This window comes from Novosphingobium sp. HR1a (assembly GCF_015594425.1).
Taxonomy (GTDB): Bacteria; Pseudomonadota; Alphaproteobacteria; order Sphingomonadales; family Sphingomonadaceae; genus Novosphingobium; species Novosphingobium resinovorum_A.
This window is the reverse complement of the sequence record NZ_JABXWS010000004.1, coordinates 16164-41376: the sequence shown is the minus strand read 5'-3', so window position 1 is coordinate 41376 and position 25213 is coordinate 16164. Positions and strand designations below refer to the sequence as shown.

Genomic DNA, 25213 nt, shown 5'->3' with positions numbered 1-25213 from the left:
TTCCACGGAGATTATCGTCCATGCCTTTGATTTCGCGCCCCCTTGCAGCGGCCCTGGCGGGTGCTTACATCGCGCTTGCGCCCCTTGCGGCGAGCGCCCAGGGGCCGCTCGAGACGCCCGATGAAGTCACTTATGCCGACATCGCCGACCTAGCTGATTCGGCAGGTCTCGTGGTGCAGGCCCAGATCGCCAAAATGACCCGCATCGATAATGAACGGGCGCGCGGTCTCACTCCGGGACATGGACGCTTCTATATAGAGGCCCGCACCAGGGCCCTGCTGGTGGGCAAGGCCCCACTCGGCGAATCGGTCACCTACCTCGTCGACCTCCCTCTCGACGCCAAGGGCAAGGCACCCAAGCTGAAGAAGCAGGTCGTGTTCCTATTCGCACGCGCCGTGCCGGGCCGTCCCGGCGAACTTCAACTCGTCTGGCCGACCGCACAGCAGATTTCCACGCCCGCGCGCGAGACACGGCTCCGTTCGATTCTCCAGGCCCTTGTCGCTCCTGACGCGCCTGCGAAGATCACCGGCGTGCGCGAGATGCTGTTCGTCCCCGGCAATCTCGCAGGTCAGGGGGAGACCCAGATCTTCCTCAACACCCACGATAATTCGGCCGCCTCGATCACGGTGAAGCACGAACAGGGCCAGGCTCCGACATGGGGCGTGTCGTTCTCCGAACTGGTCGCCGACCTCGGCCACCCCCCGGAGCCGGACACGCTCGAGTGGTATCGGCTCGCCTGCTTCCTGCCCCGCACCCCGCCTGCCGGCGCCAATGTCTCGGGCAGCTTCGCCGAGCAGCAGCAGGCTCTGGCGGACTATCGCATGGTCCTGAGCCAGCTCGGCCCCTGCGCGCGGACACTTAAGTGACACCGCGATCGGCGTTCGTGCTGGAATTTGACGCCCGCCTGCCTTAGTGCGCGCTCCCGAACAAGGAGCTAGCATGGCCGAACCGCTGAATATCGCGCTTGCCGGACTGGGAACCGTCGGCACCGGCGTCGTCCGTCTCATCGAGACCAATGCGGAGCTGATCGCCCGCCGCGCCCGCCGTCCGATCCGCATCGCCGCCGTCAGCGCGCGCGACCGCACCAAGGATCGCGGCGTCGATCTCTCGCGCTACGACTGGGTGGACGACACCGCCGCCCTCGCCGCGCGGGGCGACGTCGACGTGGTGGTGGAAATGGTCGGCGGCTCAGACGGCCCCGCCCTCGCCCTCGCCCGCAACTCGATTGCGGGCGGCAAGAGCCTCGTCACCGCCAACAAGGCGATGATCGCGCATCACGGGCTGGAACTGGCCGCCGCCGCAGAGGCGAAGGGCGTCGCCCTCAAGTTCGAGGCGGCCGTCGCGGGCGGCATCCCGGTCATCAAGGGGCTGTCCGAAGGCGCCGCCGCCAACGCCATCGAGCGCGTCTACGGCATCCTCAACGGCACCTGCAATTACATCCTCTCGACCATGGAGGACACCGGCGCGGACTTCGGCGACGTGCTCGCCGAGGCGCAGCGGCTTGGCTATGCCGAGGCCGATCCGACCTTCGACATCGAGGGCATCGACGCCGCGCACAAGCTGTCGATCCTCGCCGCCATCGCCTTCGGTTCGCAGCTTCGCTTCGACGCGGTGGAGACGATGGGCATCAGCCGCGTCAAGGCCGCCGACATCGAGCAGGCCCGCTCGCTGGGCTACGTCATCCGCCTGCTCGGCATGGCCGGTGTCGATCTTGCGAGCGGCACTCCCCGGCTGTTCCAGCGCGTGCGTCCGCACCTGGTGCCCATCGATCATCCCCTCGCCCACGTCGACGGAGCGACCAACGCGGTCGTGGCCGAAGGCAACTTCATGGGCCGCCTGCTGTTTCAGGGCGCGGGCGCCGGAGACGGCCCAACCGCCAGCGCGGTCGTCGCCGACATCATCGACATCGCGCGCGGTGAAAAGGGCGCGGCATTCTCGATGCCCGCGGGCGAACTGGAAGCGATGGAACCGGCGGAATCCGGGCACCGCGTCGGCAGTTCCTACATCCGCTTCACTGTGCCCGACCGCCCGGGCGTGCTGGCCGACATCACCGCCGCCATGCGCGATGCGGGAGTCTCGATCGAGAGCCTGATCCAGAAGGGCGATCCCGATCAGGACGGCGAAGTCATCCTGGCGGTCGTCACGCATCCGGGGCCGGAGAGCGCCGTCACCGAGGCGATGCGCATTCTCGACGGGTCGGACAGCCTGACCGCGAAGCCGCTGGTGATGCAGATCATCGGGGCCTGAGATGGGCCGGGGGACGCCTCTTCGGAGGCATCCGTCCTGTACGTTCTATTCCTGAGCACTCCCGGAGCCGCCACTCCGGGACGCCGCCTTCATGGCGCGCGCAGTTCGCCCTTCGCGATCTTGTCTGCGTCCGAGCCGGCCGGGGCCTCCGGGATCGTCGAAAGATCGATGATGTAGGGCTGCTCGGGCGGGCACGGCGGGATCATGCACAAGCCGCCCATCGTCGCCTTGCCCTTGAAGATGCCGTTGCCCGAAACGTCCGGCGTGCGCGGTCGCCCATCGTTGGCGCCCACGCCGGTCGGGTCGTCGTCTCCGGTGGAGGGGACGCGGTACTGGTCCGGCGTCGGCGCACAGACCACGATCTCACCCTGTTTCATGGTTCGCAGACAGGCGTTGCGCGAAGTATCCTTCGTGATACGACCACCTGTTCCCAGCATTTTTTCGGCGATCGCACGATCTCCTGCAGAAGCGCCGGAAGCGTCTTGAGCAATCGCCGGGGCGGGAGCGATTATTGCGATTGCGAAAGGGAAAATCCAGCTTCTCGACAATTCAAAATCCTCTGTCTAATCGGTGAAAATCTTGCCTCCCTGGATTAATCCGGAGTGAACATGTCCGAAAACACTACCCCCGCAAGTCATGTACTCGATCGCGTTCTGGTCCTCGAAATGGTGCGCGTCACCGAGGCTGCCGCCATCGCCGCGTCCTCCCTCATAGGGCGCGGAGACGAGAAGGCAGCCGATCATGCCGCAGTCGAGGCAATGCGCAAGGCCTTTGACGGCCTGTACATCGACGGGACGGTCGTGATCGGCGAGGGGGAGCGCGACGAGGCGCCAATGCTGTTCATCGGCGAGAAGGTCGGCGGCGCTCCCGGCAAGGGTCCGAAGATCGACATCGCGCTAGATCCGCTCGAAGGCACCACCATCACCGCCAAGGCCGGACCGAACTCGCTGGCAGTGCTGGCGGCGGCGGAGGAAGGCGGCCTGCTCAACGCACCCGACGTCTATATGGAGAAGATCGCGGTCGGCCCCGGCTATCCGGACGGCGTGATCGACCTCGACAAGACCCCGACCCAGAACGTCGAGGCGGTGGCGGCGGCCAAGGGCGTGAAGCCTTCGGACATCATCGTCTGCGTGCTCGATCGCCCCCGCCACGAGGCGCTGATCGCCGAACTGCGCGAGATCGGCTGCGGCGTCGTGCTGATCGGCGACGGAGACGTCGCGGGCGTCATCGCCGTGACCGACGAGGATACCACGATCGACCTCTACATGGGCTCGGGCGGCGCGCCCGAAGGTGTGCTGGCTGCTGCGGCGCTGCGCTGCGTCGGCGGGCAGTTCAACGGCCGCCTGCTGTTCCGCAACGACGACGAGCGCTCGCGGGCGCGCAAGTGGGGCATCAAGGACCTCGACAAGATCTACAAGCTGGAGGAACTGGCCAAGGGCGACTGCATCTTCGCCGCCACCGGCGTCACCAGCGGCTCGCTGCTCGACGGGGTGAAGCGGCGCAAGGGCGGCATCATGACCACCGAAAGCGTCGTCATGCGCGCCAGTTCGGGCACCGTGCGCTGGATCAGGGGCGAGCATCGGATCTGATGCAAGGTGACAGGGTTTACACGGTCCAGGGGCAAAAGACGTCACCTTGGGCCGGAAAGTGTCACCTTGCGGGCCTAAGGTGACACATTTTGCGCTGGATGTGTCACCTTGTGCGGATGAGGTGTCACCTTGTGGTGTAACCTTGTGGCGGAAGGTGAGCGGCGAACGGGGCATGAGCGCAATGTACCGGAGCGCGCCATGTGTAGGAAAGCGGACCTTCGAAAAGCGCCCCGTTGGGGACCTTGTATATCCTCCCTGTTCCACAGGAATGGGGAGGGGGACCGCCGACGAAGTCGGTGGTGGAGGGGAGAAGCCCCTCCGTCAGCCCTGCGGGCTGCCACCTCCCCATTCCTGCGGAACAGGGAGGATAAAACGGCTGCTTCCCACCCAAAGTCATCATTCAAACACCATCGTCATCCCAGCGAAGGCTGGGACCGCTCTCGTCATATCGCAACTTCTCGACAAGGCCGAGATGAAGCCGGCACGGTCCTGCTTGGGCATATCATGGTCATAGCCGTCCCAGCCTTCGCTGGGATGACGATCTGATTTCGGATCGACCGCTTCCCATCCAAGCCGCAACGATGCCTCAAATCGGGCCGATGCGGTGACAATCGGTCGCCGACTATTGCAATCCCGCGACACCCGGCTACAGGGCCGGTCCCAACGACCGACCGCCAGGAACCGTCACGGGGATTCGCAAATGAAGATCATGTCCGGCAACAGCAACCTGCCGCTCGCACGCGCGATCGCAGGGTATCTCGAACTGCCGCTCACCGACGCCGCCGTCCGCCGCTTTGCGGATGAGGAAATCTTCGTGGAAATTCACGAGAACGTCCGCGGCGAGGACGTCTTCGTGGTCCAGCCGACCAGCTACCCCGTCAACGACAACCTGATGGAACTGCTGATCTGCATCGACGCGCTGCGCCGTGCCTCGGCCAAGCGCATCACGGCCGTGGTCCCCTACTTCGGCTACGCCCGCCAGGACCGCAAGCCCGGCCCGCGCACCCCGATCTCGGCCAAGCTGGTCGCCAACCTGCTGACCGAAGCCGGCGCCGACCGCGTGCTCTCGGTCGATCTGCACGCCGGGCAGATCCAGGGCTTCTTCGACATCCCCACCGACAACCTGTTCGCGGCCCCCGTCATGGCAGCGGACATCCAGGCCCGCTACGGCGACCAGTCGCTGATGGTGGTCTCGCCCGACGTCGGCGGTGTGGTCCGTGCCCGCGCGCTCGCCAAGCGCCTCGACAACGCGCCGCTCTCGATCGTCGACAAGCGCCGCGACAAGCCGGGCCAGTCGGAAGTCATGAACATCATCGGTGATGTGAAGGGCCGCGCCTGCATCCTGATCGATGATATCATCGATTCGGGCGGCACCCTGTGCAACGCCGCGCAGGCGCTGATGGACGAAGGCGCCGCCAGCGTCACTGCCTACATCACCCACGGCGTCCTGTCGGGCGCAGCGGTGAGCCGCGTGACCAATTCCGCGCTCAAGGAACTGGTCATCACCGATTCGATCATGCCGACCGAAGCCGCCAAGGCCTCCGACAAGATTCGTATCCTGCCGATCGCCCCGCTGCTTGGCGAGGCGATCCGCCGCATCGCCGACGAAAGCTCGGTGTCGAGCCTGTTCGACTGAGCTGTCGCTAAGACCCACCCCCGCCCCCTCCCGCAAGCGGGAGGGGAATGATACCGTTTGCTTGCCCTCCCGCTTATCCTGAGCCTGTCGAAGGGGGAGGCCCGGGAGGCTTGGCCCGGAGGGTTTAGCCGGACGGGGTGGGCGACAATTATCTCTACTCCCAGGGCCGCGCCTGCCCCGGTTCGATCCGGTGCAGCGCCTCAAGCCGCCGCGCCTGGCGCGATTCGAGGGCTAGCGTCAGGATCGGCTGCGGACGCGTGACGAACTGGCGCGGCGACATGCCGAACAGTTCGGTGAATTCATGGATCAGGTGGCTCTCGTCGTAATAGCGCAGGGCGATCTCATCCCCTTCGCGCGCATCGGCGACGCCGCGCAGGTGGCTTGCCATGTCGAGCGCGCGGGCGCGGCGCAGCACCTGCTTGGGCGGCAGGCCGAAGTCACGGCTGACCACGCGCTCCAGCTTGCGGCGATCGACCCCGCACTCGGCCGCCGCATCGCTGACAGAAATGCCCGGATCGCGCAGGCTGATCTCCTCGAACCGCGCGGTCACCGGGTCAGGTGCCGCACCTCCCAGCCTCTCGACCTGCTGGCGAACCAGACCCTCGATCGACTGCAGCCATTCCTCCGGCGTCGCATCAGGCTCCAGCGCCTGCAGGAAATCGTCCGAGGGCGCCGTCAGAACGTCGGTTGGAACGATCTTGTCGAGAAATTCGCCCACGCGCGCCAGCTTCAGCGCCGTGCCCGTTCCCGGACGGATGATGTAGCCCACGCTTACGAAGCTGCCTGTCACCGAGATCGGCATGCGCCGCGAGTGCGGACCGAAATAGAACGCGCCGCCCTGGGTAGTGATGGGACCATCGACGGTCTCCGCCGTCCAGTCCCCGGCCATTTGCACGCGCACGCAGGCCGTGTCGCTGAACAGTCCGCAGGACACCGTGTAATCCTTGGGCAGATCGACTTTCGTGACATAGAGGCGGCCCAGCCAAGGTGCCAGATCCGGCGCAGGCGCGCGGTTGTAGGACAGGGGTTGCCCGTCACGTGTAATGCCTTGCTGCGGCGCAATCGAGGGATCGACCGCAGGACGGTTCCTGCGTTGCATGGTTACCCTGTTTTAAAGATGCCCTCGAAAAGCGATAATTGCGCAACGGCTTGGGAGCAATGTGAGAAAATCTACAAGGGCTGTTAGATTCCTAGTATTTTCTTGCAGGTAATGCCCCCCGGATACCCCTGACCCAAGGAACTTGACCGGATCACCGTTCGGAAGGCAGAGCAGGCGGCATGAAACTCGACCACGACATCGCCCTCGCGCTCCGCCTCGCCGATGCGGCCGGTGAAGCGATTCGCCCTCACTTCCGCACCGGCCTCGCCGCCGACCGCAAGTCCGACGCCTCGCCCGTCACCGTGGCCGACCGGGCGGCCGAGGAAGCCATGCGCCGCATCCTCAAGGCCGAAGTCCCGCGAGACAGCATCATCGGCGAGGAGTTCGGCACCGAGACCGGCACCTCCAACCGGACCTGGGTGCTCGACCCGATCGACGGCACCATCGCGTTCATGGGCGGGCGTGCGACCTTCGGCACGCTGATCGCGCTGCTGGTCGACGGCTGGCCGGTGCTGGGGATCATCGACCAGCCCATCCTGAACGAGCGCTGGGTCGGCGCCAGCGGCCACGCCACCACTTTCAACCGCCGCGAAGTGCGCACCCGCCCCTGCTGCGAACTCTCCGACATGATGCTGGCGACGACCGGCCCGCAGTACTTCGACGACCATCAGGGCGCCCACTTCATGGCGCTGGCGGCCAAGACCGACCACAAGCGCATGATGTTCGGCGGCGACTGCTACAACTACGGCCTGCTGGCGAGCGGCCACATCGACCTCGTCTGCGAGGCGGGGCTCAAGCTGCACGACTGGGCGGCGCTGGTCCCCATCGTCGAGGGTGCGGGCGGCATCATGTGCGACTGGAACGGCGAGCCCCTCAACGCGGACTCCGGCGGCGAGGTGCTGGCGATCGGCGACCCGGCGCGGCTGGAGGACGTGATCGAGGCGATGGCCTGTCACAATCACGGCCATCATCACGACTGACCCTTGAGGCTGTTCTTCTACGGCACCCTTCGCCCCGATGCGGATACGCCGATGGCGCGGTGGATCGCGGCGCGGCTGGTCGGGGCCGAGCCGGGCGAGGTGCCGGGGCGGCTTTACGCGATCCCGGACGCGGACGGCTGGTATCCGGCGCTGGTGCCGGGTTCGGGGCAAGTGCGCGGGGTACTGTGCGACCTGCGGTTGCGACCGGGTGATCTCGCGCGGCTGGATATCTATGAAGGGCGCGAGTATCGGCGCCTTGCCCTGCCGGTGCGCACGAGCGCAGGGCGGGTCACCGCGCAGACCTATATATGGCGAAAAGGTCTGCCGGATGGCCCCACCATCGGCCCGGACTTCCTCGAATGGCTCCACGGCATTCGGGGTGTGGCGTACTCGCCATCCCGGACCTCATGGCGGCAGGCGTTCTAACGGGCCGCTTGCCTTTCCGCCCATCTCCCCCTAAGGGCGCGTCCTTCAATCGACACGGTCGAGTCTGCCCCTGGGGAGATTCGCGGGTCGGCCTGGCGAAAAGGGCTGCCATGGCCGGCGGGACGTGTCCCGATCAAAGGAGACGAAAATGCCCAAGCTGAAGACCAAGAGCGGCGTGAAGAAGCGCTTCAAGCTCACCGCCACCGGCAAGGTGAAGCACGGCGTAGCCGGCAAGCGCCACCGCCTCATGAGCCATAACGGCAAGTACATCCGCCAGAACCGCGGCACCGAAGTCATTTCCGACGCCGATGCCAAGGTCATCAAGAAGTGGGCGCCCTACGGGCTCAACTGAGGAGTACTGACGAATGAGCCGTATCAAGAGGGGTGTCACCACCCGCGCAAAGCACAAGCGGATTCTGGACCAGGCCAAGGGCTATCGTGGTCGCCGCAAGAACACCATCCGCGTCGCACGCCAGGCCGTCGAAAAGGCCGGCCAGTACGCGTACCGCGACCGCAAGATCAAGAAGCGCACCTTCCGCGCTCTCTGGATCCAGCGCATCAACGCGGCCGTCCGCGCTGAAGGCCTGACCTACTCGCAGTTCATCCATGGCGTGAAGCTCGCCGGGATCGAACTGGACCGCAAGACGATGGCCGACCTCGCCATGAACGAAGGCGGCGTGTTCAGCACCGTCATCGCGCAGGCGAAGGCAGCTCTGCCCGCGGCGGCGTAAGCCACCGACGCGTAAAGCTCCTCAGCTTCATCGCGCGATTTCAAAGGGCGTGGATGGCATGTGCCGTCCGCGCCCTTTTCGCGTGTTGGGATAGCGCACCAGCTGGGTTCCTGCCTGCGCGGGAATGACGACAGGGTGTTAACTGCCGATTGAAGCGATTCCGCTGCATCACTCTTCCCAGTCATTCCCGCGAAGGCGGGAACCCAGCTGGTGGCCCCTCCGATGCGCGAAACCTTCGATCCATGCACGTACCTCCTCGCGTCACATCGCAACGGTACGCTCTATGTCGGAGTCACATCGAATCTGCTTCGTCGCCTCCATCAGCACCGCGAGGGCTTGATCGAAGGGTTCACGAGCGACTACGGCGTGCATCGACTGGTCTGGTTCGAGCGGCACGCGACGATTGAAAGCGCGATCCTGCGCGAGAAGCGGATCAAGACGTGGAACAGGGCGTGGAAACTCGCCCTGATCGAACAGGCCAATCCCGATTGGCGCGACCTTGCGGTGGATTTCGGCTTCGTGCCGCTGCCACCGCCCCGGATCGTCAGGGGATAGGGCATCAGATGGGTTCCCGCCTTCGCGGGAATGACGAGTTTTTGGGGTTTAGTATCGTGCTCGATTTTGATCAGGTGATCTCGGCGATCGAAGGTGCCGAAACGCTCGAGGCTCTCGAAGCGCTGCGCATTCAGTATCTGGGCAAGGCGGGCGAGATCACCGGGCTGATGAAGCGTCTGGGCGGCATGTCGCCCGAGGAGCGGCGCGAGATGGGGCCGCTGTTCAACGGCTACCAGCGCGACGCCAACGCCGCCATCACCGCCCGCAAGGACACCCTCGAAACCGCCGCGCTCGACGCGCGCCTTGCGGCCGAGACGATCGACCTCTCGCTCCCTGCGCCCGCCACCCCGCGCGGCGCGGTCCACCCGGTTTCGCAGGTGATGGACGAGCTGGCCGAAGTCTTCGCCGACCTCGGTTTCGCGGTCGCCACCGGGCCGGAGATCGAGGACGACTGGCACAACTTCACCGCGCTAAACATGCCCGAAAGCCACCCGGCGCGCGCGATGCATGACACCTTCTATTTCCCGGACCGCAACGACGACGGCCGCGAGATGTTGCTGCGCACGCATACCTCGCCGGTGCAGATTCGCTCGATGATCCAGCAGGGCGCGCCCATCCGCATCATCGCGCCGGGCCGCGTCTACCGCTCGGACAGCGACGCCACGCACACGCCGATGTTCCACCAGATCGAGGGCCTCGTCATCGACAAGGGCATCCACCTCGGCCACCTGAAGTGGACGCTGGAAGCCTTCCTCAAGGCCTTCTTCGAGCGCGACGACATCGTCCTGCGCCTGCGCCCCAGCTACTTCCCCTTCACCGAACCCTCGATCGAGGTGGACGTGGGCTATTCCAGCCAGGGCGGACGCAGGGTCGTCGGCGGCTCGGGCGATGCGCCGGGGCATGCCTGGATGGAAGTGCTCGGTTCGGGCATGGTCAACCGCCACGTCATCGCGGCGGGCGGCATCGACCCTGACGAATGGCAGGGCTTCGCCTTCGGCATCGGCGTCGATCGCCTCGCCATGCTCAAGTACGGGATGGACGACCTGCGCGCCTTCTTCGACGGCGATGTGCGCTGGCTCTCCCACTACGGTTTCTCCGCCCTCGACGTGCCGACCCTTTCGGGCGGCGTCGGCACACCGGCCTAAGGCGGGAAGGATTTAAGACATGAAGTTCTCGCTCTCCTGGCTCAAGCAGTACCTGGAAACCGAAGCGACGATCGAGGAGATCGCCGCCAAGCTCAACGCCATCGGCCTTGAAGTCGAAGGCATCGAAGACCCCGCCGCCAAGCTGGAAGGCTTCCGCGTGGCCAAGGTGCTCACGGCTGAAAAGCACCCACAGGCAGACAAGCTGCAGGTCCTGACCGTCGACACCGGTGACAAAGTGCTCACCGTGGTCTGCGGTGCGCCCAATGCGCGCGCAGGGCTGGTCGGCGTGCTCGGCCTGCCGGGCGCGGTGGTGCCGGTGAACGGCATGGCCCTCAAGGTTGCGGCCGTGCGCGGCGTGGAATCGAACGGCATGATGTGCTCCACCCGCGAGCTGGAGTTGGGCGAGGACCACGATGGCATCATCGAACTGCCCGAGGATGCGCCCGTCGGCACGCCCTTCGCGCAGTATCACGGCGCCGATCCGGTCATCGACGTGTCGATCACCCCGAACCGTCCGGACTGCATGGGCGTCTACGGTATCGCCCGCGATCTCGCGGCAGCGGGCCTCGGCACGCTGAAGCCGATCGTCGCGTCCGAGGCCGCAGGCACCTTCCCGTGCCCGGTCGAGGTGCGCACCGATGACGCCGAGGGCTGCCCGGCATTCTACGGCCGCGTCATCAAGGGCGTGAAGAACGGCCCTTCGCCGCAGTGGCTGCAGGATGCGCTCAAGTCCGCGGGCCAGCGCCCGATCTCGGCGCTGGTCGATGCGACCAACTACGTGATGCTCACGTATGGCCGCCCGGCCCACGCCTACGACCTCGCCAAGCTGACCGGCGCCGTCGTCGCCCGCCGCGCGGTGGAGGGCGAGACGGTCGAGGCGCTGAACGAGAAGACCTACACGCTCGACGCCGAGATGACCGTGATCGCCGACGACAGCGGCGTCCACGACATCGCAGGCATCATGGGCGGCCAGCACTCGGGCTGTGGCGATGCCACCACCGACGTCCTGCTCGAAATCGCCTACTTCGATCCCGAGCGTATCGCCAAGACGGGCCGCAAGCTCAACCTCACGTCAGACGCGCGCGGGCGGTTCGAGCGCGGGATCGACCCGCAGTTCCTCGACACCGGCCTTGCATTGCTGACGAACCTGATCACCCAGCTGTGCGGCGGCGAAGTGTCCGAGATCGTGCGCGCGGGCGCTGCTCCGGGCACGCCCAAGATCGTCCACTTCGCGCCCTCGCTGGTCGAGAAGCTGGGCGGCGTCACCGTCACGCCCGGCGAACAACAGCGCATCCTCGAAAGCCTCGGCTTCTCGGTGGTGGAAGCTGACGACTGGGCCGTCACGGTTCCCGGCTGGCGCCCCGACGTCGATGGCGCCCCCGACATCGTCGAGGAAATCGTGCGCATCCACGGTCTCGACAAGGTCGAGAGCGTTCCGCTTCCCCGCGCCGACGGCGTCGCCAAGCCCACCGCCACCCCGGCGCAGGCACTGGAACGGCGCGTGCGCCGCGCCGCTGCGGCGCGCGGGCTTCAGGAAGCCGTCACCTGGTCGTTCCTGCCCGAGCCCGCCGCCGAGACTTTCGCCGAAGGTCCGCTGTGGGTGCTCGCCAATCCGATCAGCGAGGACATGAAGGCCATGCGCCCCTCGCTGCTGCCGGGCCTGCTGATGGCGGCGAAGCGCAACCTCGATCGCGGCGCGGCCTCGCTGCGCCTGTTCGAGATCGGCCGCCGCTATCTGCGCGGTGCCGGCGGAGCGAGCGATGAACGGCTGACGCTGGGCGTCGTCCTCGCGGGCGATAAGACCGCGCGCGGCTGGGCGACCGGCAAGGCGACGGCGTTCGACGCCTACGACGCCAAGGCCGAAGTGCTGGCGCTGCTGGCCGAGGCTGGCGCCCCGGTCGACAAGCTGCAGGTCATGGGCGAGGCTGGTCCCCAGTTCCACCCCGGCCAGTCGGCGACGCTGCGCCTCGGCCCCAAGACGGTGTTGGCGCGCTTCGGCATGCTGCACCCGAAGACGGCGAAGCAGTTCGACGTCGATGGCCCGGTGGCGGTCGCCGAACTGTTCCTCGACGCCATTCCCGGCAAGAAGGGCACGCCCGGCTTCGCCCGCGTCTCCTACGCGCCCCCGGCGCTGCAGGCGGTGACGCGCGACTATGCGTTCCTCGTGCCTGCAGAGCTGCCCTCGGGCGATCTCGTGCGGCTGGTGCAGGGCGCGGACAAGGCCAACATCGTCGCGGTGCGCCTGTTCGACGACTTCCGTGGCAACGGCGTGCCCGAGGGGCAGAAGTCGCTCGCGCTCGAAGTCACGCTCCAGCCGGTCGAGGCCAGTTACAAGGAAGCCGATCTCAAGGCGATCAGCGAAAAGGTGACCGCCGCCGCCGCCAAGCTGGGCGCGGTGCTGCGGGGGTGATCGTCGTCCCGGACTTGATCCGGGACCGCTGGCGGTCTTTAGGTGAGCGCTGGCCGTGAGCCGCCCCGCCGCAAGGTGGGCCGTTCACGGCCGGCGATCCCGCCTTTCGCCGGGATGACGATAGGGGACTGACGTGGACTTCGTGACCATCTCCTCCGGCGATCTCACCGCCCGGATCAACCCGCTCGGCGCCGAACTCTGGTCGCTGACCGACAGTTTCGGCCGCGAATACATGACCGATGCCGACCCGGCGTTCTGGACCGGCCACGCGCCGCTGCTGTTCCCGATCGTCGGGGCCTTGAACGGCGACACCTACCGACTGGACGGCGAGGAATACGGCCTGCCCCGGCACGGCTTCGCGCGCAAGTCGGTGTTCGAGGTCTTGGAAGCGGGCACCGATCGTGCGCTGTTCCGCCTGACCGACAGTCCTGAAACGCGCGCGGTCTATCCGTTCGCCTTCATGCTGGAGATGGCGTTCCGACTGGAAGGCACAGCCCTGTTCACCGAGGCGCGGGTCATCAACTCCGGCGATGCATCGCTGCCCTTCAGCCTGGGTTTCCACCCCGGCTTCGCCTGGCCGCTGCCCGGCGGCGCCACCAAGGCCGACCACGTGGTCGCCTTCGAACAGCCCGAACCCCAGCCGATCCGCCGCATCGACGGCCCCACCGGACTCCTGTTGCCCGAGCCTGTGGCATCGCCGGTCGAGGGCCATATCCTGCCGCTGGACGCCGCGCTGTTCGAGGAGGACGCGGTGATCTGGGACCGCCTCTCCAGCCGCGCGCTAACGTACGGCGCGCCGGGCGGGACGCAACTTGCCATCGCCTTCCCGGACACCCCGATGCTGGGCATCTGGCAAAAGCCCGGCGCGGCTTACTTGTGCATCGAACCGTGGCAGGGCCATGCCGACCCCCTTGGCTTTGCCGGCGATTTCCGCGAAAAGCCGGGCGTGATCACGCTGGCGCCCGGAGAGGCGCGCAGCTTCCGCATGGACGTCGCCGTCCTCTCCGCAGATTGAAGGAATCCCCCATGAAGACCGTACTCGTAACCGGCGCTACTTCCGGTATCGGCGAAGCCTGCGCGCGCGCTTTCGTGAAGGCCGGATGGCGCGTGATCGGCACCGGCCGCCGCGCCGGGCGGCTTCAGGCGCTGACGGACGAACTGGGTGCCGACCGCTTCCACGCCGCCGTCTTCGACGTTCGTGACGAAACCGCCCGCGACGCCGCGCTCGATGCGCTTCCGGCCGATTTCGCCGCGATCGACTGCCTCGTGAACAACGCGGGTCTCGCGCTGGGCGCGGCGCCCGCGCAGGCAGCCGACCTCGCCAACTGGAAGACGATGATCGACACCAACGTCGTCAGCCTGGTCTCGCTCACGCACAAGCTGCTGCCGGGCCTGATCGCGCGCAAGGGCGGGATCGTGATGCTGTCCTCGGTGGCGGCAACATATCCCTACACCGGCGGCAACGTGTACGGCGGCACCAAGGCCTTCGTGCGCCAGTTCGCGCTCGGCCTGCGCTCGGACCTGTCAGGCACCGGCGTACGCGTGACCTCGATCGAGCCGGGCATGGTCGAGACAGAATTCACCGTGGTGCGCAATGGCAGCGACCAGGCCGCGTCAGACACGTTCTACGCAGGCGTCAACCCGATGACCGGCGAGGACATCGCCGAGACCGTGCTGTGGGTCGCCACCCTGCCCGCGCACGTCAACATCAACACGCTGGAACTGATGCCGGTGAACCAGTCGTTCGCCGGCTTCCAGATCGCGCGGGAGGGTTAATCGACGGGCAGCACCGCCAGCAGCAGGTCGCGCGCGGCATTGGCCTCGTGCACCTGCTCGGAGCTGCCGCCCTTGTCGGGGTGCACCAGCGCGATGCGGCGGCGGTGCGCCTCGACGATCTCGCGCCGGTCGGCGCCCGCGTCCACGCCCAGCAGCGCCCGCGCCTGCGCGGTCTCGAAGGACGGCCCCGCGACCTTGCGCTTCTTTTCCCAGGGCCAGCGGCCGATGAGCATCCGGCAGACGATGCAGCCGAGCGCGACCAGCCAGAGCAGCTTGATCATGGGCCTTCCCGTCAGCTCGCGGCGGCGAAGGCCGTTTCGGACTCCCGCCGTACCGGCACCGGCAAGTTGAGCCCGGCGACCAGCCCGCGCAGCTCCTGCCGCGCGACGAGGTGGCTGGTGCCCAGATCGCCCAGAAAGCCCTTGTCGAGCAGGGTCAGGCCCGAGGGGAACAGCTCACGGAAGATGACGCGCTCGGACAGGCCCGCCGCGACGCGGAAGCCCGCGCGCTTGGACAGTTCCTGAAGCGCCCCGTCGATACGCCGCATATTGCGCGCCTCGACATGCTGGACGCGGTTGCGCACGACGACCCAGTCGAGTTCGCGGCGGCCTTCGTTGATGGTCTTGAGGCCGCGCTTCTTGCGCGCCTCCCACATGACTTCGGCATAGAACGAGAGGCGCTTGACCTTGAAGGTCTCGCTTTCCACCTGCCCCAGAAGGTCGAAGTCGACGAAGCTGTCGTTGAGCGGCGTGACCAGCGTGTCCGCCGTGGTCGCCACGTGGCGGGCGAAGGGATCGTCGCGGCCGGGCGTGTCGAAGACGAGGAAGTCGTAGCCATCGGCGATCTGCTCGGCGAGATCGTCGAGTTCGCCGATGTCGTCGCCATCGTAGACCGCGAAGCGCGCGCCGGGCAGCGCGATCTCGCGCTTGCGCTCGGTCTCGATGCGGTTCTCGAGGTAGCGATAAAGCGTGCGCTGGCGGTGGTCGAGGTCGATGCAGGCGACATTCGCGCCCTGATAGGCGAGCGCGATGGCGACATGGACGGCGGTGGTGGACTTGCCGGTGCCGCCCTTCTCGTTGGCGAAGACGATGCGATGCGCTGTCACGTGACCGTTATCCTGTTCGCGCGAGACCGGTCGCCCGGCCCGACGTTGAAATCATTGCCCCCGCAGGTGCGCCGGGGCTAAGGCCCAAAGTCAAAGGACCCCAACGCACCTTTCGGTCGCGCCCATCATACCGGAGCAGCCAAGCCCAATGCAAACCGTCCACGCCCTTGATCCACTGCGCAATGCGGTTTCCGAGCTTCGCACGGCGGGCCCAGTGGCGCTCGTGCCCACGATGGGCGCACTGCATGACGGCCATCTGACGCTCGTGCGCGAGGCGAAAAGCCGGGGCGCCAGCATCGTCGTGTCGATCTTCGTCAACCCGCTCCAGTTCGGTGCGAACGAGGATCTCGACGCCTATCCGCGCCAGCTTGCCCGCGACTCGGCGCTGCTGGAGGCGGAGGGCGTGGACCTGCTCTGGGCACCCACGGTCGAGGCGATGTACCCGGCCGGGTTCGCCTCCAATATCTCGGTTGCGGGCGTCAGCGAGGGCCTGTGCGGCGCGTCGCGGCCCGGCCACTTCGACGGCGTCGCCACCGTGGTGTGCAAGCTGTTCAACCAGGTCATGCCCGACATGGCCCTGTTCGGCGAGAAGGACTGGCAGCAACTGGCCGTCATTCGCCGGATGGCGCGCGACCTCGACCTCACCCGCCCCGCCGCCGCCGCGATCCTCGGCGTGCCGACCGTGCGCGAGGCGGACGGACTCGCGATGTCCTCGCGCAATGCCTACCTCTCGGCCGAGGATCGCAAGGAGGCCGTCGCGCTGCCGACCGCGATGCGCCGCGCCATCGCTGCGATCGAGGCGGGCGCGGACGTGCCGGAAACCCTCGCCACGCTGCAGGCGGAAATCGTCGCGGGGGGCTTCCGCTCGGTCGATTATGCCGAACTGCGCGATGCGGACGATCTCACCGTGCTGACCACCCGTTCGAACCGGCCGATGCGGCTTATCGTGGCGGCCCGGATCGGCCCGGCCCGGCTTATCGACAACATGGCTGTGAATCCTTCCTGACGTTGTATTTGCGAAAGATTCTCACAGACATCGTCATTTGTTCGTGCAAGAGTGAACGCATAAGGAGTTTGTCGCCCCGGGGATTGGGCAGGCCGCGTGTCCGCGCGGTGCAACAGGGAGCCTTGATTATGAAAACGTTCGTCTGCGCGCTGGCCGCGCTCGCCGCAGTTTCGGCCACCCCCGCCCTCGCCGACCAGTCCTCCGGCCGCAAGCTGCAGGAAAAGGGGACGCAGGAGATTCCCGTCTGCCGCAAGAACCTCGGCACCGTCGCCATCATCGAGCCCGACACCCAGTGGTGGCGCGAACTCAGCCTCGGCAGCCCCGAGGCGATCCTGCGCGTCTTCGTGCAGAAGTCCGGCTGCTTCACCATGGTCAATCGCGGCCGCTCGCTGCAGAACAGCGCCATGGAGCGCGCGCTCGCCGAACAGGGTGAACTGCAGAAGGGCTCCAACATCGGCAAGGGCCAGATCAAGGCGGCGGACTATTTCCTGCAGCCGGACATCGTCTCGACCAACAACAATTCGGGCGGCGGCGGCCTCGGCGGCGTGCTGGGCGGCGTCGGCGGTTTCTTCGGGCGCGGCGTGGGCGCCATCGCCGGTGGCCTCAACGTCAAGAAGGGCGAGGCGAACGTCACCCTCTCGATCGTGAATTCGCGCACCACCGTGGAAGAGGCGCTGACCGAGGGCTATGCCCGCAAGTCCGATGTCAGCTTCGGCGGTGGCGGCGGCGGCTTCTTCGGCGGCACCTTCGGCGCGGCCGGCGGCGGCGGCTACCAGAACACGCAGATCGGCCAGATCATCGTGCTCGCGTACCTCGATGCCTATACCAAGCTGGTAACGCAGCTCGGCGGCCTTCCGGTCGATCCCTCCGCCGCAGCGCCCAAGGCGAACTGACCGCAGATCGCGGCTTCGCGCCCTGCGGGGGCATGACAGCCATTGTCAGGCGACCCGCACCCGGCGCTCGTATATGCACGGTACGTCAAGAAAGCTGAGCAACGGCGGGCAGGGAATGACCGCGCGCCGTTGCCGGGGGACCAAGGCTATTAACAACCCGACTTCATTTCGGCGCTTCCACGGCGCCCGTATCCTCTCGCGTGGTTCCGAGCTGTTTCGGGGCCGGGAGAGCCGCCGTCCCAGTCCCCTTAGGCGGCGCCCGGTTCCGTTCAACCCGATGGCGGCCGGCGGATCGTACTGCACCGAGAACCGGGAGGGTTTCTCGCGCGGATACGATCGCTCGGCCGCCATCGGCACCCTTGCGGGGCGCACCGCATGAGCGGCCTGTCCATCCTCTACATCGAGGACGATTCGCGCGCGGCCTCGCAAGTCGAGGAACTGGCCAGTCTTTCCGGCGACTCGCTGACCTGGTGCGCCACCGGTAACGACGGGCTAAAACGCGCGGGCGCCGAGCGCTTCGACGTCATCATCCTCGACCGCATGCTGCCCGATCTCGACGGCATCACCATCCTGTCGCGCCTACGCGAAAGCGGGGTCGGCACGCCGGTCCTGCTGCTTTCCGCGCTCGGCCGCACCACCGACCGGGCCGAAGGACTGGACGCGGGCGCGGACGACTATCTCGCCAAGCCCTTCGAGGGCGAGGAACTGCTCGCCCGCCTGCGCGCCCTGCACCGCCGCTCCTCGGGCCGCGAGCACTCCGCCGTGATCCTCTACGGCGCCTTCGAATGCCACGTGAAGGCGCGCACCGCCTTTCGCGACAACCGCCACCTTGCGCTCAGCCCCAAGGAATTCGAGCTGTTCCGCTACTTCATGGAGAACGCGGGCGAAGTGCTGACGCGCGAGATGCTGTTGCGGGATGTGTGGAAGATGAACTTCGATCCCCAGACCAACGTGGTGGACGTCAACATCGGCCGCCTGCGCCGCAAGCTCGAGGAAGGCTTCGACAAGCCCGCGCTCGAGACGATCTGGGGCTCCGGCTACAGGCTGCTGGACGGGCGGTGAGCGTGTTCACGCGCCGCCAATTTCCATGAAGCGGCTGGCTTTCATCCGCAATTCGATCTTCGCGCAGATCGTCGTCTGGGCGATCGGGACGGCTGCGGTGATCACCTTCGGGCTGTGGCTGCTGACCAATGCCACGATCGAGCGCTCCAACCGGCAGGCGCTGGAACGGGCGGTCGATGTCGATCTCGCCGGCATGGTCGACATCTACGCCAGCGGCGACCGTGACGAACTGGCCAAACGCATCAAGGACCGCCTCGCTCTCCAGCCGCGCAACGGTGATCCCGCGCATTACCTGCTCGCGGACGCACGCGGCAAGCGCATCGCCGGCGACCTCACCGATTGGCCGGGACTGCATGCCGGTATCTCCGAGGCCGCCGACATCCGTATCGAGGGCGGGGAACGCGCCTTCGCGCGCGCGACCCAGCTCGGGCCGAACCTCAAGCTGCTGGTCGCGCACGAATATCGCGACCTCTCCATGCTGCTGCGGCAGGTGGCGCTGGTGTTCCTGACCGGCGGCGTGCTCGCGATGCTGGCAGTGGCCCTCGGCGGCTGGACGGCGGCGCACCGGCTCGCCGGAAGGCTCGCCCGCATCAACGCTGCCTTCCGCCAGCCCGACGACGCCGCGCTGGAGGAACTGGCGCGCGGCTCGGCCGGGCATGACGAGATCGACGAACTGGCCGCGCACTCGGGCAACGCCCTCGCCCGTCTCAAGCGCCTCGCCGCCGCCCACCGCGAGACGACCGACCATGTCGCACACGAGATGCGCACACCGCTGATGCACCTCGACAACCGGCTGGTGAAAGCGCTGGCCGCCACGCCCGACGCCGAGACTGCAGCCCGCGTCGCCGACGCCCGGACCGAAATCCGGGGCATCATCCGCATGCTCGAATCGCTGCTCGACATCGCCGCCAGCGAAGCGCGGCGCGGTGATCGCCATGGCCTGGTCCCGGTGGACCTCAGTGTTCTCGCAGCGCGGCTGGGCGAACTCTACGCCGACAGCGCCGAGGATTCCGGGCACCGCCTGATCCTCGACATAGAACCGGACGTCGTCATCGCTGGTGAGGAGATGTCCCTCACGCGGCTCATCACCAACCTGCTCGACAACGCCTTCAAGTTCGTGCCGCGCGGTGGTACGATCCGTCTTACGCTGCGCAGGGGGCCGGTGCTGATCGTCAGCGACGATGGACCGGGTGTCCCCGAGGACCAGCGCGACAGGATTTTCGAGAAGTTCGCCCGCGGCGGCAGTTCGCTCGGCACCGAGGGCGCGGGGCTCGGCCTCGCGCTGTGCCGCGCGATCGCCGAGCGGCACCACCTTGAGATTTCGCTCGCGCCCGGCGAAAGAGGCGCATGCTTCACCGTTGCTCCGGAGTTCAGACGATGAGCCCATTGCTGCGCAACCCTTGGCTGCTCACCGCAGTCGCCGTGCTCGTGGCAGCGCCTGCCCGGGCGCAGGACCAGACGCCCGAAATCGGCGAACGGGTCGCCCTCGCCCTGTCGTCCGCCCAGAGCGCGCAGGGCCGCGCCGACAACGAGGAACTGGCCCGCGCGCTGGGTATCATCGAGCGCTCCGGCGCGCGGCCGCTCGATGGATGGCAAGGTGTAGACCCGGTGCCGGAGTGGCGCGCACTGGTCCCAAACGAGAAGGCGCCGCTGCGCGGCAGCCCGCTCGGCCCCGGCTATCGCACCGGCAAGGCCCAGCCCGGCACCAGCGACAGCTTCGAGCAGGTGTTCCTCTCGGGCCGGAAGGCCAGCATCGCGCTATCGACGCCGGGCGATACCCCGGTGACCCTGCAAGTGCTCGACGCCGAGCGCCGCCCAGTCTGCACCATCGCCGACGCCCGCCGCGCCTGCCGCTGGATACCGCTGTTCACGCAGCGCTACGTGATCGAGGTGCGCAACGGGGGCAATCGCGCGGCGGAGTATTTCCTGGTGGTGGAGTAGGTTAAGGCCCACCCCCGGCCCCTCCCGCGAGCGGGAGGAGAGCAGGAAAGCGTTCGCCTTCCCGCTTGCGGGAGGGCCGCGAGGCTTGATGAACCGCAGGCGAACCTAGCCGCAGCGGGGTGGGCCAGCGACTACAGTGTAACCCCTCGCTTCCAGATACCGATGGCGCGTTCGTCGTTACTCTCGTTGCGCGCCGGTTCCCCGCTCGCGACGGCGATGATGCGGTCGAGCAGCAGGTCGGCAGCGCCCGCCATGCCCTTTTCCAGCACCAGTCCGGCGTCGAAGTCGATCCAGCCCGGCTTGCGCTCGGCCAATGAATGGTTGGAGGCGATCTTCATCGTCGGCACCGGGCTTCCGAGCGGCGTCCCGCGGCCGGTGGAGAACAGCGTGATCGTCGCCCCCGCTGCCGCCAGCGCGGTGGTGGAGACGGCATCGTTGCCCGGGGCTTCAAGCACCGTCAGTCCAGTCGTGGAAATCCGCTCGCCATAGCCGATCACGTCGCAGACCGGGGCAAGCCCGCCCTTCTGCACCGCGCCCAGGGACTTTTCCTCCAGCGTGGTGATGCCGCCCGCGATGTTGCCGGGGCTGGGGTTCTCGGAAACCGGCTCGCCGTTCTCGATGAAGTAGCGCTTGAAGGAATTGACGAGGCCCGAGAGCTTGTCGAACACCTCTTCACTGGTGGCACGTTCAAGCAGCAGGTTCTCGGCGCCGAAGATTTCGGGAATTTCCGTCAGGATCGCGGCACCGCCCGCGTCGGTCACCGCATCGGCCATCAAACCGATCAGCGGATTGGCGGTCAGTCCGCTCATCGCGTCCGAGCCGCCGCATTTCACGCCCAGCCGCAGCTTCGAAAGCGGCACGTCCTCGCGCCGATCCTCGGCCATCAGGCCCAGCAGTTCGTCGATCAGCGCTTCCCCGGCGGCGAACTCGTCGCTTTCCGACTGGGCACGCAGCACGCGCAGGCGGTGGCGGCGGTCTTCCGGGATGCGCTTGAGCAATTCCTCCAGTTGGTTCGATTCGCAGCCGAGGCCCAGCAGCAGCACGCCGCCCGCATTGGGGTTGAGCGCCAGCGAGGCGATCACCGCCGCCGTACCATCGAGGTCCGCCCCCAGCTGCGAGCAGCCGAACGGGTGATTGAACGCATGAACGCCATCGACGTTCGCGGGCGACCGCAGGTTGCCCTTCGCCGCCAGCCGCTCGCCCAGGCGGCCGACGCAGCCGACCGTGGGCAGAATCCACAATTCGTTGCGCGTGCCGACGCTGCCGTCCGGCCGCACATAGCCCCGGAAGCTGCGCGAGGACTGCGCCTCGTGCTCCTCGGCCCGCGCGCCGGAGAAGGCATAGGCCTTCTCGCCCGAAAGCGCGGTATGGACATTGTGGACATGGACGTGCTCGCCCACCGCGATGTTGCGCGTGGCGAGGCCGATCGGCGCGCGATAGCGACGAACCGGCGAACCCGCGGCAACAGGCATGACGGCGAACTTGTGACCCGCCGGAATCGCATCGCGCAGGCGGATCGTCTGACCGTGCACAACGACCTCCGTGCCCGCTTCAAGCGGCTCTAGGGCGACGGCGACGTGATCCTCGGCGGAAATCCGCATCACGGTTACGGGCTTCGGTAGGGTTTCGACCATGGCCCGCCGATACAGCATTGCCAGCGCTGGCACAACTCGGTAATCGAGCCGCAAACGCACTCTCTCCGAGGAGTCCTAAGCATGCCCAAGCTCTCGCTGCACCCCGATCGCCTGCTGCCGGCCGACCCGACGACGCGCGCCATCGCCCGCGAACTCTATGCCGAAATCGCCGGCCTGCCGATCGTCAGCCCGCACGGCCACACCGACCCGGAATGGTTCGCCACCGACGCGGCCTGGACCAATGCGACCGAGCTGCTGCTGGCCCCGGACCACTACCTGTTCCGCATGCTCTATTCGCAAGGCATCGACCTCGACGCGCTGGCCGTCCCCCGCAAGGGCGGCGTGATGCCCGCCACCGACCCGCGCGAGGCATGGCGCCTGTTCGCGGCGAACTGGAAGCTGTTCCGCGGCACGCCATCCAGCATGTGGCTGCCCCACGTTTTCGGCGAAGTCTTCGGCATCGACGTGGCGCTGGATGAGAGCACCGCCGACTTCTACTACGACACCATCGGCGAGGCCCTCGCCTCCCCCGCATTCCGCCCGCGCGCGCTGTTCGAGCGGTTCAACATCGAACTGCTCGCCACCACCGAGGGCGCGGGCGACGATCTGAAGCATCACAAGGCGATTCAGGCATCGGGCTGGCAGGGCAAGGTCGTCACCACCTATCGCCCGGACTCGGTGATCGACCCCGAGCACGACAGCTTCGCGCGCGACATCGTGCGCTTCGCCGACCTGTCCGGCGAAAACGTCGAGAGCTGGACCGGCTACCTCGCCGCGCACCGCAAGCGCCGCGCCGACTTCCGCGCGATGGGCGCGACGGCGACCGACCACGGCTTCGTCACCGCCCGCACCGCCAACCTCTCGACGGAGGAATGCGAGGCGCTGTTCGCCAAGGTCATGGGCGGGAAAGCCGCCGCCGACGAGGCTGAGCTGTTTCGCGCACAGATGCTCACCGAAATGGCGCGCATGAGCGTGGAGGACGGCATGACCATGCAGATCCACCCCGGCTCCACCCGCAACCACAACGCCCGCCTCTTCGCCAGCCATGGCCGCGACAAGGGCGCCGACATTCCGCGCGCCACCGAGTACGTCGAAGCGCTGCGCCCGATGCTCGACCTGTTCGGCAACGAGCCGGACCTCAAGGTCATCCTCTTCACCCTGGACGAGACGACTTACGCCCGCGAACTCGCGCCGCTGGCGGGGCACTATCCGTGCCTCAAGCTCGGTCCGGCATGGTGGTTCCACGACAGCCCCGAAGGCATGCGCCGCTTCCGCGAGATGACCACCGAGACGGCAGGCTTCTACAACACCGTGGGCTTCAACGACGACACCCGCGCCTTCCTCTCGATCCCGGCGCGCCACGACGTCGCGCGGCGGATCGACTGCGGCTTCCTCGCCCGCCTCGTCGCCGAGCACCGCATGGAGGACTGGGAGGCCGCCGAACTCGCTCATGAACTGACCGTCGGGCTGGTGCGCAAGGCCTACGGCCTCGAAGCGCCCGCGCGCGAGGTGGAACCGGCGTGACCCGTCTTTCACAAAACACCCTGTCCGCGCTCCCCGCAGGCGTGATCCGGCCGCAGTACGACCGCTCCGCCGTGACGCGCGGGGTCGTCCACTTCGGGCCGGGCGCGTTCCACCGCGCGCATCAGGCCGCCGCCTTCGATACCCTGCTCGGCCACGATCCCCGCTGGGGACTGACGGGCGTGAGCCTCAATTCGCGCGGGGTGGCCGATGCGCTGACCCCGCAGGACGGGCTCTATACGCTTGCCCTGCTGGACACCGAGATCGCGTATCGCGTGATCGGCGCCATCGGCGGAATTCTCACGAAAGATGATCCTGCCGCGATCCTCGGCGCGCTGACCCATGCGGACACCCGCATCGTCAGTTCCACCGTGACCGAAAAGGGCTACTGCCTCGGCGCGGACGGGGCGCTGGACTTCGCGAACGCGGCCATCAAGGCGGATCTCGATGCCTCTCGCATCGCCAACTGGACACCGGGTTCGTTCACCGGCTGGCTCGTGCGCGGGCTTCAGGCGCGCCGTCTCGCGGGGCTCTCCGGCGTGACCGTGCTGTGCTGCGACAACCTCACCGACAACGGCCGCAAGCTGGAGGCCGCGACCCTGGCGCTGGCCGAGGCGATCGATCCCGACACCGCCCGCTGGATCGCCGACAATGTCGCGTTCCCGAACGCGATGGTCGATTCGATCACCCCCGCCACCGACGACGCGCTGCGCGCCCGCATCGCGGCGGCCACCGGGCTGGAGGACGCCTGGCCCATCCAGCGCGAGCGTTTCACCCAGTGGGTGATCGAGGACCGCTTCGCAGGCGAACGTCCCGCGCTGGACGTGGCAGGCGTGACATTCGCCAGCGAAGTGCGCCCGTTCGAGAAGGCCAAGCTGCGCCTGCTCAACGGCGCGCATTCGTCGCTCGCCTATATCGGCCTTGGTCGCGGGCTGGAGACGGTCGGCGAGGCGATGGTCGACAATGAACTCGCCGCCTTCGCCGAACGGCTGATGCGCGAGGACATCGCGCCGTCCATCGCGCCTCCTGCCGGGCTGGACCTTGGCGGATACATCTCCGACGTGCTGGCCCGCTTCCGCAATCCCGAGATCCGGCACCTGCTGTCGCAGATCGCCTGGGACGGGTCGCAGAAACTGCCCTATCGCCTGCTCGACACCACCCGCGAGGCGCTGGCGGCCGGGCGTCCGATCGAGCGGCTTGCGCTTCCGATCGCGGCATGGCTGCGCTTCCTGGCTAGCGCGGAGCGGGACGGGCGCACGATCACCGACCCCCTCGCCGCCCCGCTGCTGGAGCGTGCGGGCGACTGGCGCAGCGTTCTGGCGATGCGCGAGGTATTCGGCGATTTGGGTTCGGACGGACGGTTCGTCGGCGCGGTGGAAGCCGGGCTGGCGGCACTGGACGCGGGACGGCTGGAGCCGGTGGCGGCCTGAGCACTCCGAGGGGCTTCGACAAGCTCA

Annotated in this window: 25 protein-coding genes; 20 read left to right on the top strand and 5 right to left on the bottom strand. The window is 67.3% G+C overall.

Annotated elements, in window-relative coordinates; genetic code table 11:
* The first annotated feature begins 20 nt into the window (after window positions 1-20).
* Both HWN72_RS00760 and HWN72_RS00755 read left to right on the top strand, forming a co-directional pair.
* Complete coding sequence (locus HWN72_RS00760) at window positions 21-866, top strand: hypothetical protein (protein ID WP_036529914.1); 846 nt, start codon at window positions 21-23, stop codon at window positions 864-866.
* 73 nt (window positions 867-939) lie between these two features.
* Window positions 940-2247: a homoserine dehydrogenase gene (locus HWN72_RS00755; protein WP_008829620.1), complete on the top strand. Its 1308-nt coding sequence runs from the start codon at window positions 940-942 to the stop codon at window positions 2245-2247.
* Window positions 2248-2336: 89 nt separating this feature from the next.
* On the opposite strand, the gene HWN72_RS00750 is transcribed toward HWN72_RS00755, so the two are convergent.
* Window positions 2337-2624, bottom strand: coding sequence for a hypothetical protein (locus tag HWN72_RS00750; RefSeq protein WP_231958052.1), 288 nt, complete (start codon window positions 2622-2624; stop codon window positions 2337-2339).
* A 231-nt stretch (window positions 2625-2855) separates the two neighbouring features.
* On the opposite strand from HWN72_RS00750, the gene glpX reads away from it, so the two are divergent.
* Together glpX and HWN72_RS00740 are read left to right on the top strand one after the other, a co-directional pair.
* Complete coding sequence (glpX, locus tag HWN72_RS00745) at window positions 2856-3836, top strand: class II fructose-bisphosphatase (RefSeq protein ID WP_008829618.1); 981 nt, start codon at window positions 2856-2858, stop codon at window positions 3834-3836.
* Window positions 3837-4536: 700 nt separating this feature from the next.
* The gene (locus HWN72_RS00740; RefSeq protein WP_008829617.1) at window positions 4537-5472 is read left to right on the top strand and encodes a ribose-phosphate pyrophosphokinase; all 936 of its coding nucleotides are present in this window, start codon (window positions 4537-4539) and stop codon (window positions 5470-5472) included.
* A 154-nt stretch (window positions 5473-5626) separates the two neighbouring features.
* Here HWN72_RS00740 and HWN72_RS00735 read toward each other — a convergent pair whose 3' ends face one another.
* Window positions 5627-6571, bottom strand: coding sequence for an AraC family transcriptional regulator (locus tag HWN72_RS00735; protein ID WP_036529913.1), 945 nt, complete (start codon window positions 6569-6571; stop codon window positions 5627-5629).
* Between the two features lie 179 nt (window positions 6572-6750).
* Here HWN72_RS00735 and HWN72_RS00730 point away from each other — a divergent pair, with 179 nt between their 5' ends.
* From HWN72_RS00730 to HWN72_RS00690, 9 genes are all read left to right on the top strand, one after another.
* Complete coding sequence (locus tag HWN72_RS00730) at window positions 6751-7551, top strand: inositol monophosphatase family protein (protein WP_211149524.1); 801 nt, start codon at window positions 6751-6753, stop codon at window positions 7549-7551.
* A 3-nt stretch (window positions 7552-7554) separates the two neighbouring features.
* Window positions 7555-7977 (top strand): gamma-glutamylcyclotransferase, encoded by a 423-nt coding sequence (locus HWN72_RS00725; RefSeq protein ID WP_211149523.1) that lies wholly within the window; start codon window positions 7555-7557, stop codon window positions 7975-7977.
* Between the two features lie 148 nt (window positions 7978-8125).
* A complete protein-coding gene (gene rpmI, locus HWN72_RS00720; RefSeq protein WP_008829613.1) occupies window positions 8126-8329 on the top strand; it encodes a 50S ribosomal protein L35 in 204 nt (67 codons plus the stop codon).
* A gap of 13 nt (window positions 8330-8342) precedes the next feature.
* A complete protein-coding gene (gene rplT, locus HWN72_RS00715) occupies window positions 8343-8708 on the top strand; it encodes a 50S ribosomal protein L20 (protein ID WP_008829612.1) in 366 nt (121 codons plus the stop codon).
* 222 nt (window positions 8709-8930) lie between these two features.
* On the top strand, window positions 8931-9263 hold the full coding sequence (locus HWN72_RS00710; RefSeq protein WP_036529909.1) for a GIY-YIG nuclease family protein: 333 nt from the start codon (window positions 8931-8933) through the stop codon (window positions 9261-9263).
* 56 nt (window positions 9264-9319) lie between these two features.
* Window positions 9320-10408, top strand: coding sequence for a phenylalanine--tRNA ligase subunit alpha (pheS, locus tag HWN72_RS00705; RefSeq protein ID WP_211149522.1), 1089 nt, complete (start codon window positions 9320-9322; stop codon window positions 10406-10408).
* Between the two features lie 19 nt (window positions 10409-10427).
* Window positions 10428-12818: a phenylalanine--tRNA ligase subunit beta gene (gene pheT / locus HWN72_RS00700; RefSeq protein ID WP_211149521.1), complete on the top strand. Its 2391-nt coding sequence runs from the start codon at window positions 10428-10430 to the stop codon at window positions 12816-12818.
* 133 nt (window positions 12819-12951) lie between these two features.
* Complete coding sequence (locus tag HWN72_RS00695; protein ID WP_211149520.1) at window positions 12952-13833, top strand: aldose 1-epimerase family protein; 882 nt, start codon at window positions 12952-12954, stop codon at window positions 13831-13833.
* Window positions 13834-13844: 11 nt separating this feature from the next.
* A complete protein-coding gene (locus tag HWN72_RS00690) occupies window positions 13845-14594 on the top strand; it encodes an SDR family NAD(P)-dependent oxidoreductase (protein ID WP_211149519.1) in 750 nt (249 codons plus the stop codon).
* On the opposite strand, the gene HWN72_RS00685 is transcribed toward HWN72_RS00690, so the two are convergent.
* Together HWN72_RS00685 and HWN72_RS00680 are read right to left on the bottom strand one after the other, a co-directional pair.
* Window positions 14591-14875: a J domain-containing protein gene (locus HWN72_RS00685; protein WP_211149518.1), complete on the bottom strand. Its 285-nt coding sequence runs from the start codon at window positions 14873-14875 to the stop codon at window positions 14591-14593. The two genes, HWN72_RS00690 and HWN72_RS00685, sit on opposite strands and share 4 nt — an antisense overlap.
* An 11-nt stretch (window positions 14876-14886) precedes the next feature.
* Entirely contained in the window at window positions 14887-15699 is an 813-nt protein-coding gene (locus HWN72_RS00680) for a division plane positioning ATPase MipZ (protein WP_211149517.1), read from the bottom strand.
* A 148-nt stretch (window positions 15700-15847) separates the two neighbouring features.
* Between HWN72_RS00680 and panC the strand changes: the two genes are divergently transcribed.
* From panC to HWN72_RS00655, 5 genes are all read left to right on the top strand, one after another.
* On the top strand, window positions 15848-16705 hold the full coding sequence (gene panC, locus HWN72_RS00675) for a pantoate--beta-alanine ligase (RefSeq protein ID WP_211149516.1): 858 nt from the start codon (window positions 15848-15850) through the stop codon (window positions 16703-16705).
* A gap of 128 nt (window positions 16706-16833) precedes the next feature.
* The gene (locus HWN72_RS00670) at window positions 16834-17598 is read left to right on the top strand and encodes a CsgG/HfaB family protein (RefSeq protein WP_008829603.1); all 765 of its coding nucleotides are present in this window, start codon (window positions 16834-16836) and stop codon (window positions 17596-17598) included.
* A gap of 375 nt (window positions 17599-17973) precedes the next feature.
* The gene (locus HWN72_RS00665) at window positions 17974-18660 is read left to right on the top strand and encodes a response regulator transcription factor (RefSeq protein WP_008829602.1); all 687 of its coding nucleotides are present in this window, start codon (window positions 17974-17976) and stop codon (window positions 18658-18660) included.
* A gap of 25 nt (window positions 18661-18685) precedes the next feature.
* On the top strand, window positions 18686-20041 hold the full coding sequence (locus HWN72_RS00660; protein ID WP_211149515.1) for a sensor histidine kinase KdpD: 1356 nt from the start codon (window positions 18686-18688) through the stop codon (window positions 20039-20041).
* Entirely contained in the window at window positions 20038-20601 is a 564-nt protein-coding gene (locus HWN72_RS00655; protein WP_008829600.1) for a hypothetical protein, read from the top strand. The genes HWN72_RS00660 and HWN72_RS00655 overlap by 4 nt, the downstream gene beginning before the upstream one ends.
* 131 nt (window positions 20602-20732) lie before the next feature.
* Here HWN72_RS00655 and HWN72_RS00650 read toward each other — a convergent pair whose 3' ends face one another.
* Window positions 20733-22235 carry a UxaA family hydrolase gene (locus tag HWN72_RS00650; protein WP_036529933.1) on the bottom strand — a complete coding sequence of 501 codons (1503 nt, stop codon included), beginning with the start codon at window positions 22233-22235 and terminating at the stop codon, window positions 20733-20735.
* Window positions 22236-22316: 81 nt separating this feature from the next.
* Here HWN72_RS00650 and uxaC point away from each other — a divergent pair, with 81 nt between their 5' ends.
* Both uxaC and HWN72_RS00640 read left to right on the top strand, forming a co-directional pair.
* Window positions 22317-23759, top strand: a complete 1443-nt coding sequence (gene uxaC / locus HWN72_RS00645) for a glucuronate isomerase (RefSeq protein ID WP_211149514.1) — start codon at window positions 22317-22319, stop codon at window positions 23757-23759.
* Complete coding sequence (locus HWN72_RS00640) at window positions 23756-25186, top strand: mannitol dehydrogenase family protein (protein WP_211149513.1); 1431 nt, start codon at window positions 23756-23758, stop codon at window positions 25184-25186. The genes uxaC and HWN72_RS00640 overlap by 4 nt, the downstream gene beginning before the upstream one ends.
* The last annotated feature ends 27 nt before the right edge of the window (window positions 25187-25213 follow it).

Bases quoted from the DNA above. Each gene is read 5' to 3' on its own strand.
- HWN72_RS00760 (WP_036529914.1), top strand. From the start codon at position 21: ATGCCTTTGATTTCGCGCCCCCTTGCAGCGGCCCTGGCGGGTGCTTAC.
- HWN72_RS00755 (WP_008829620.1), top strand. From the start codon at position 940: ATGGCCGAACCGCTGAATATCGCGCTTGCCGGACTGGGAACCGTCGGC.
- HWN72_RS00750 (WP_231958052.1), bottom strand. From the start codon at position 2,624: ATGAAACAGGGTGAGATCGTGGTCTGTGCGCCGACGCCGGACCAGTAC.
- glpX (WP_008829618.1), top strand. From the start codon at position 2,856: ATGTCCGAAAACACTACCCCCGCAAGTCATGTACTCGATCGCGTTCTG.
- HWN72_RS00740 (WP_008829617.1), top strand. From the start codon at position 4,537: ATGAAGATCATGTCCGGCAACAGCAACCTGCCGCTCGCACGCGCGATC.
- HWN72_RS00735 (WP_036529913.1), bottom strand. From the start codon at position 6,571: ATGCAACGCAGGAACCGTCCTGCGGTCGATCCCTCGATTGCGCCGCAG.
- HWN72_RS00730 (WP_211149524.1), top strand. From the start codon at position 6,751: ATGAAACTCGACCACGACATCGCCCTCGCGCTCCGCCTCGCCGATGCG.
- rpmI (WP_008829613.1), top strand. From the start codon at position 8,126: ATGCCCAAGCTGAAGACCAAGAGCGGCGTGAAGAAGCGCTTCAAGCTC.
- rplT (WP_008829612.1), top strand. From the start codon at position 8,343: ATGAGCCGTATCAAGAGGGGTGTCACCACCCGCGCAAAGCACAAGCGG.
- HWN72_RS00710 (WP_036529909.1), top strand. From the start codon at position 8,931: ATGCGCGAAACCTTCGATCCATGCACGTACCTCCTCGCGTCACATCGC.
- pheT (WP_211149521.1), top strand. From the start codon at position 10,428: ATGAAGTTCTCGCTCTCCTGGCTCAAGCAGTACCTGGAAACCGAAGCG.
- HWN72_RS00690 (WP_211149519.1), top strand. From the start codon at position 13,845: ATGAAGACCGTACTCGTAACCGGCGCTACTTCCGGTATCGGCGAAGCC.
- HWN72_RS00685 (WP_211149518.1), bottom strand. From the start codon at position 14,875: ATGATCAAGCTGCTCTGGCTGGTCGCGCTCGGCTGCATCGTCTGCCGG.
- panC (WP_211149516.1), top strand. From the start codon at position 15,848: ATGCAAACCGTCCACGCCCTTGATCCACTGCGCAATGCGGTTTCCGAG.
- HWN72_RS00670 (WP_008829603.1), top strand. From the start codon at position 16,834: ATGAAAACGTTCGTCTGCGCGCTGGCCGCGCTCGCCGCAGTTTCGGCC.
- HWN72_RS00665 (WP_008829602.1), top strand. From the start codon at position 17,974: ATGAGCGGCCTGTCCATCCTCTACATCGAGGACGATTCGCGCGCGGCC.
- HWN72_RS00660 (WP_211149515.1), top strand. From the start codon at position 18,686: ATGAAGCGGCTGGCTTTCATCCGCAATTCGATCTTCGCGCAGATCGTC.
- HWN72_RS00655 (WP_008829600.1), top strand. From the start codon at position 20,038: ATGAGCCCATTGCTGCGCAACCCTTGGCTGCTCACCGCAGTCGCCGTG.
- HWN72_RS00650 (WP_036529933.1), bottom strand. From the start codon at position 22,235: ATGGTCGAAACCCTACCGAAGCCCGTAACCGTGATGCGGATTTCCGCC.
- uxaC (WP_211149514.1), top strand. From the start codon at position 22,317: ATGCCCAAGCTCTCGCTGCACCCCGATCGCCTGCTGCCGGCCGACCCG.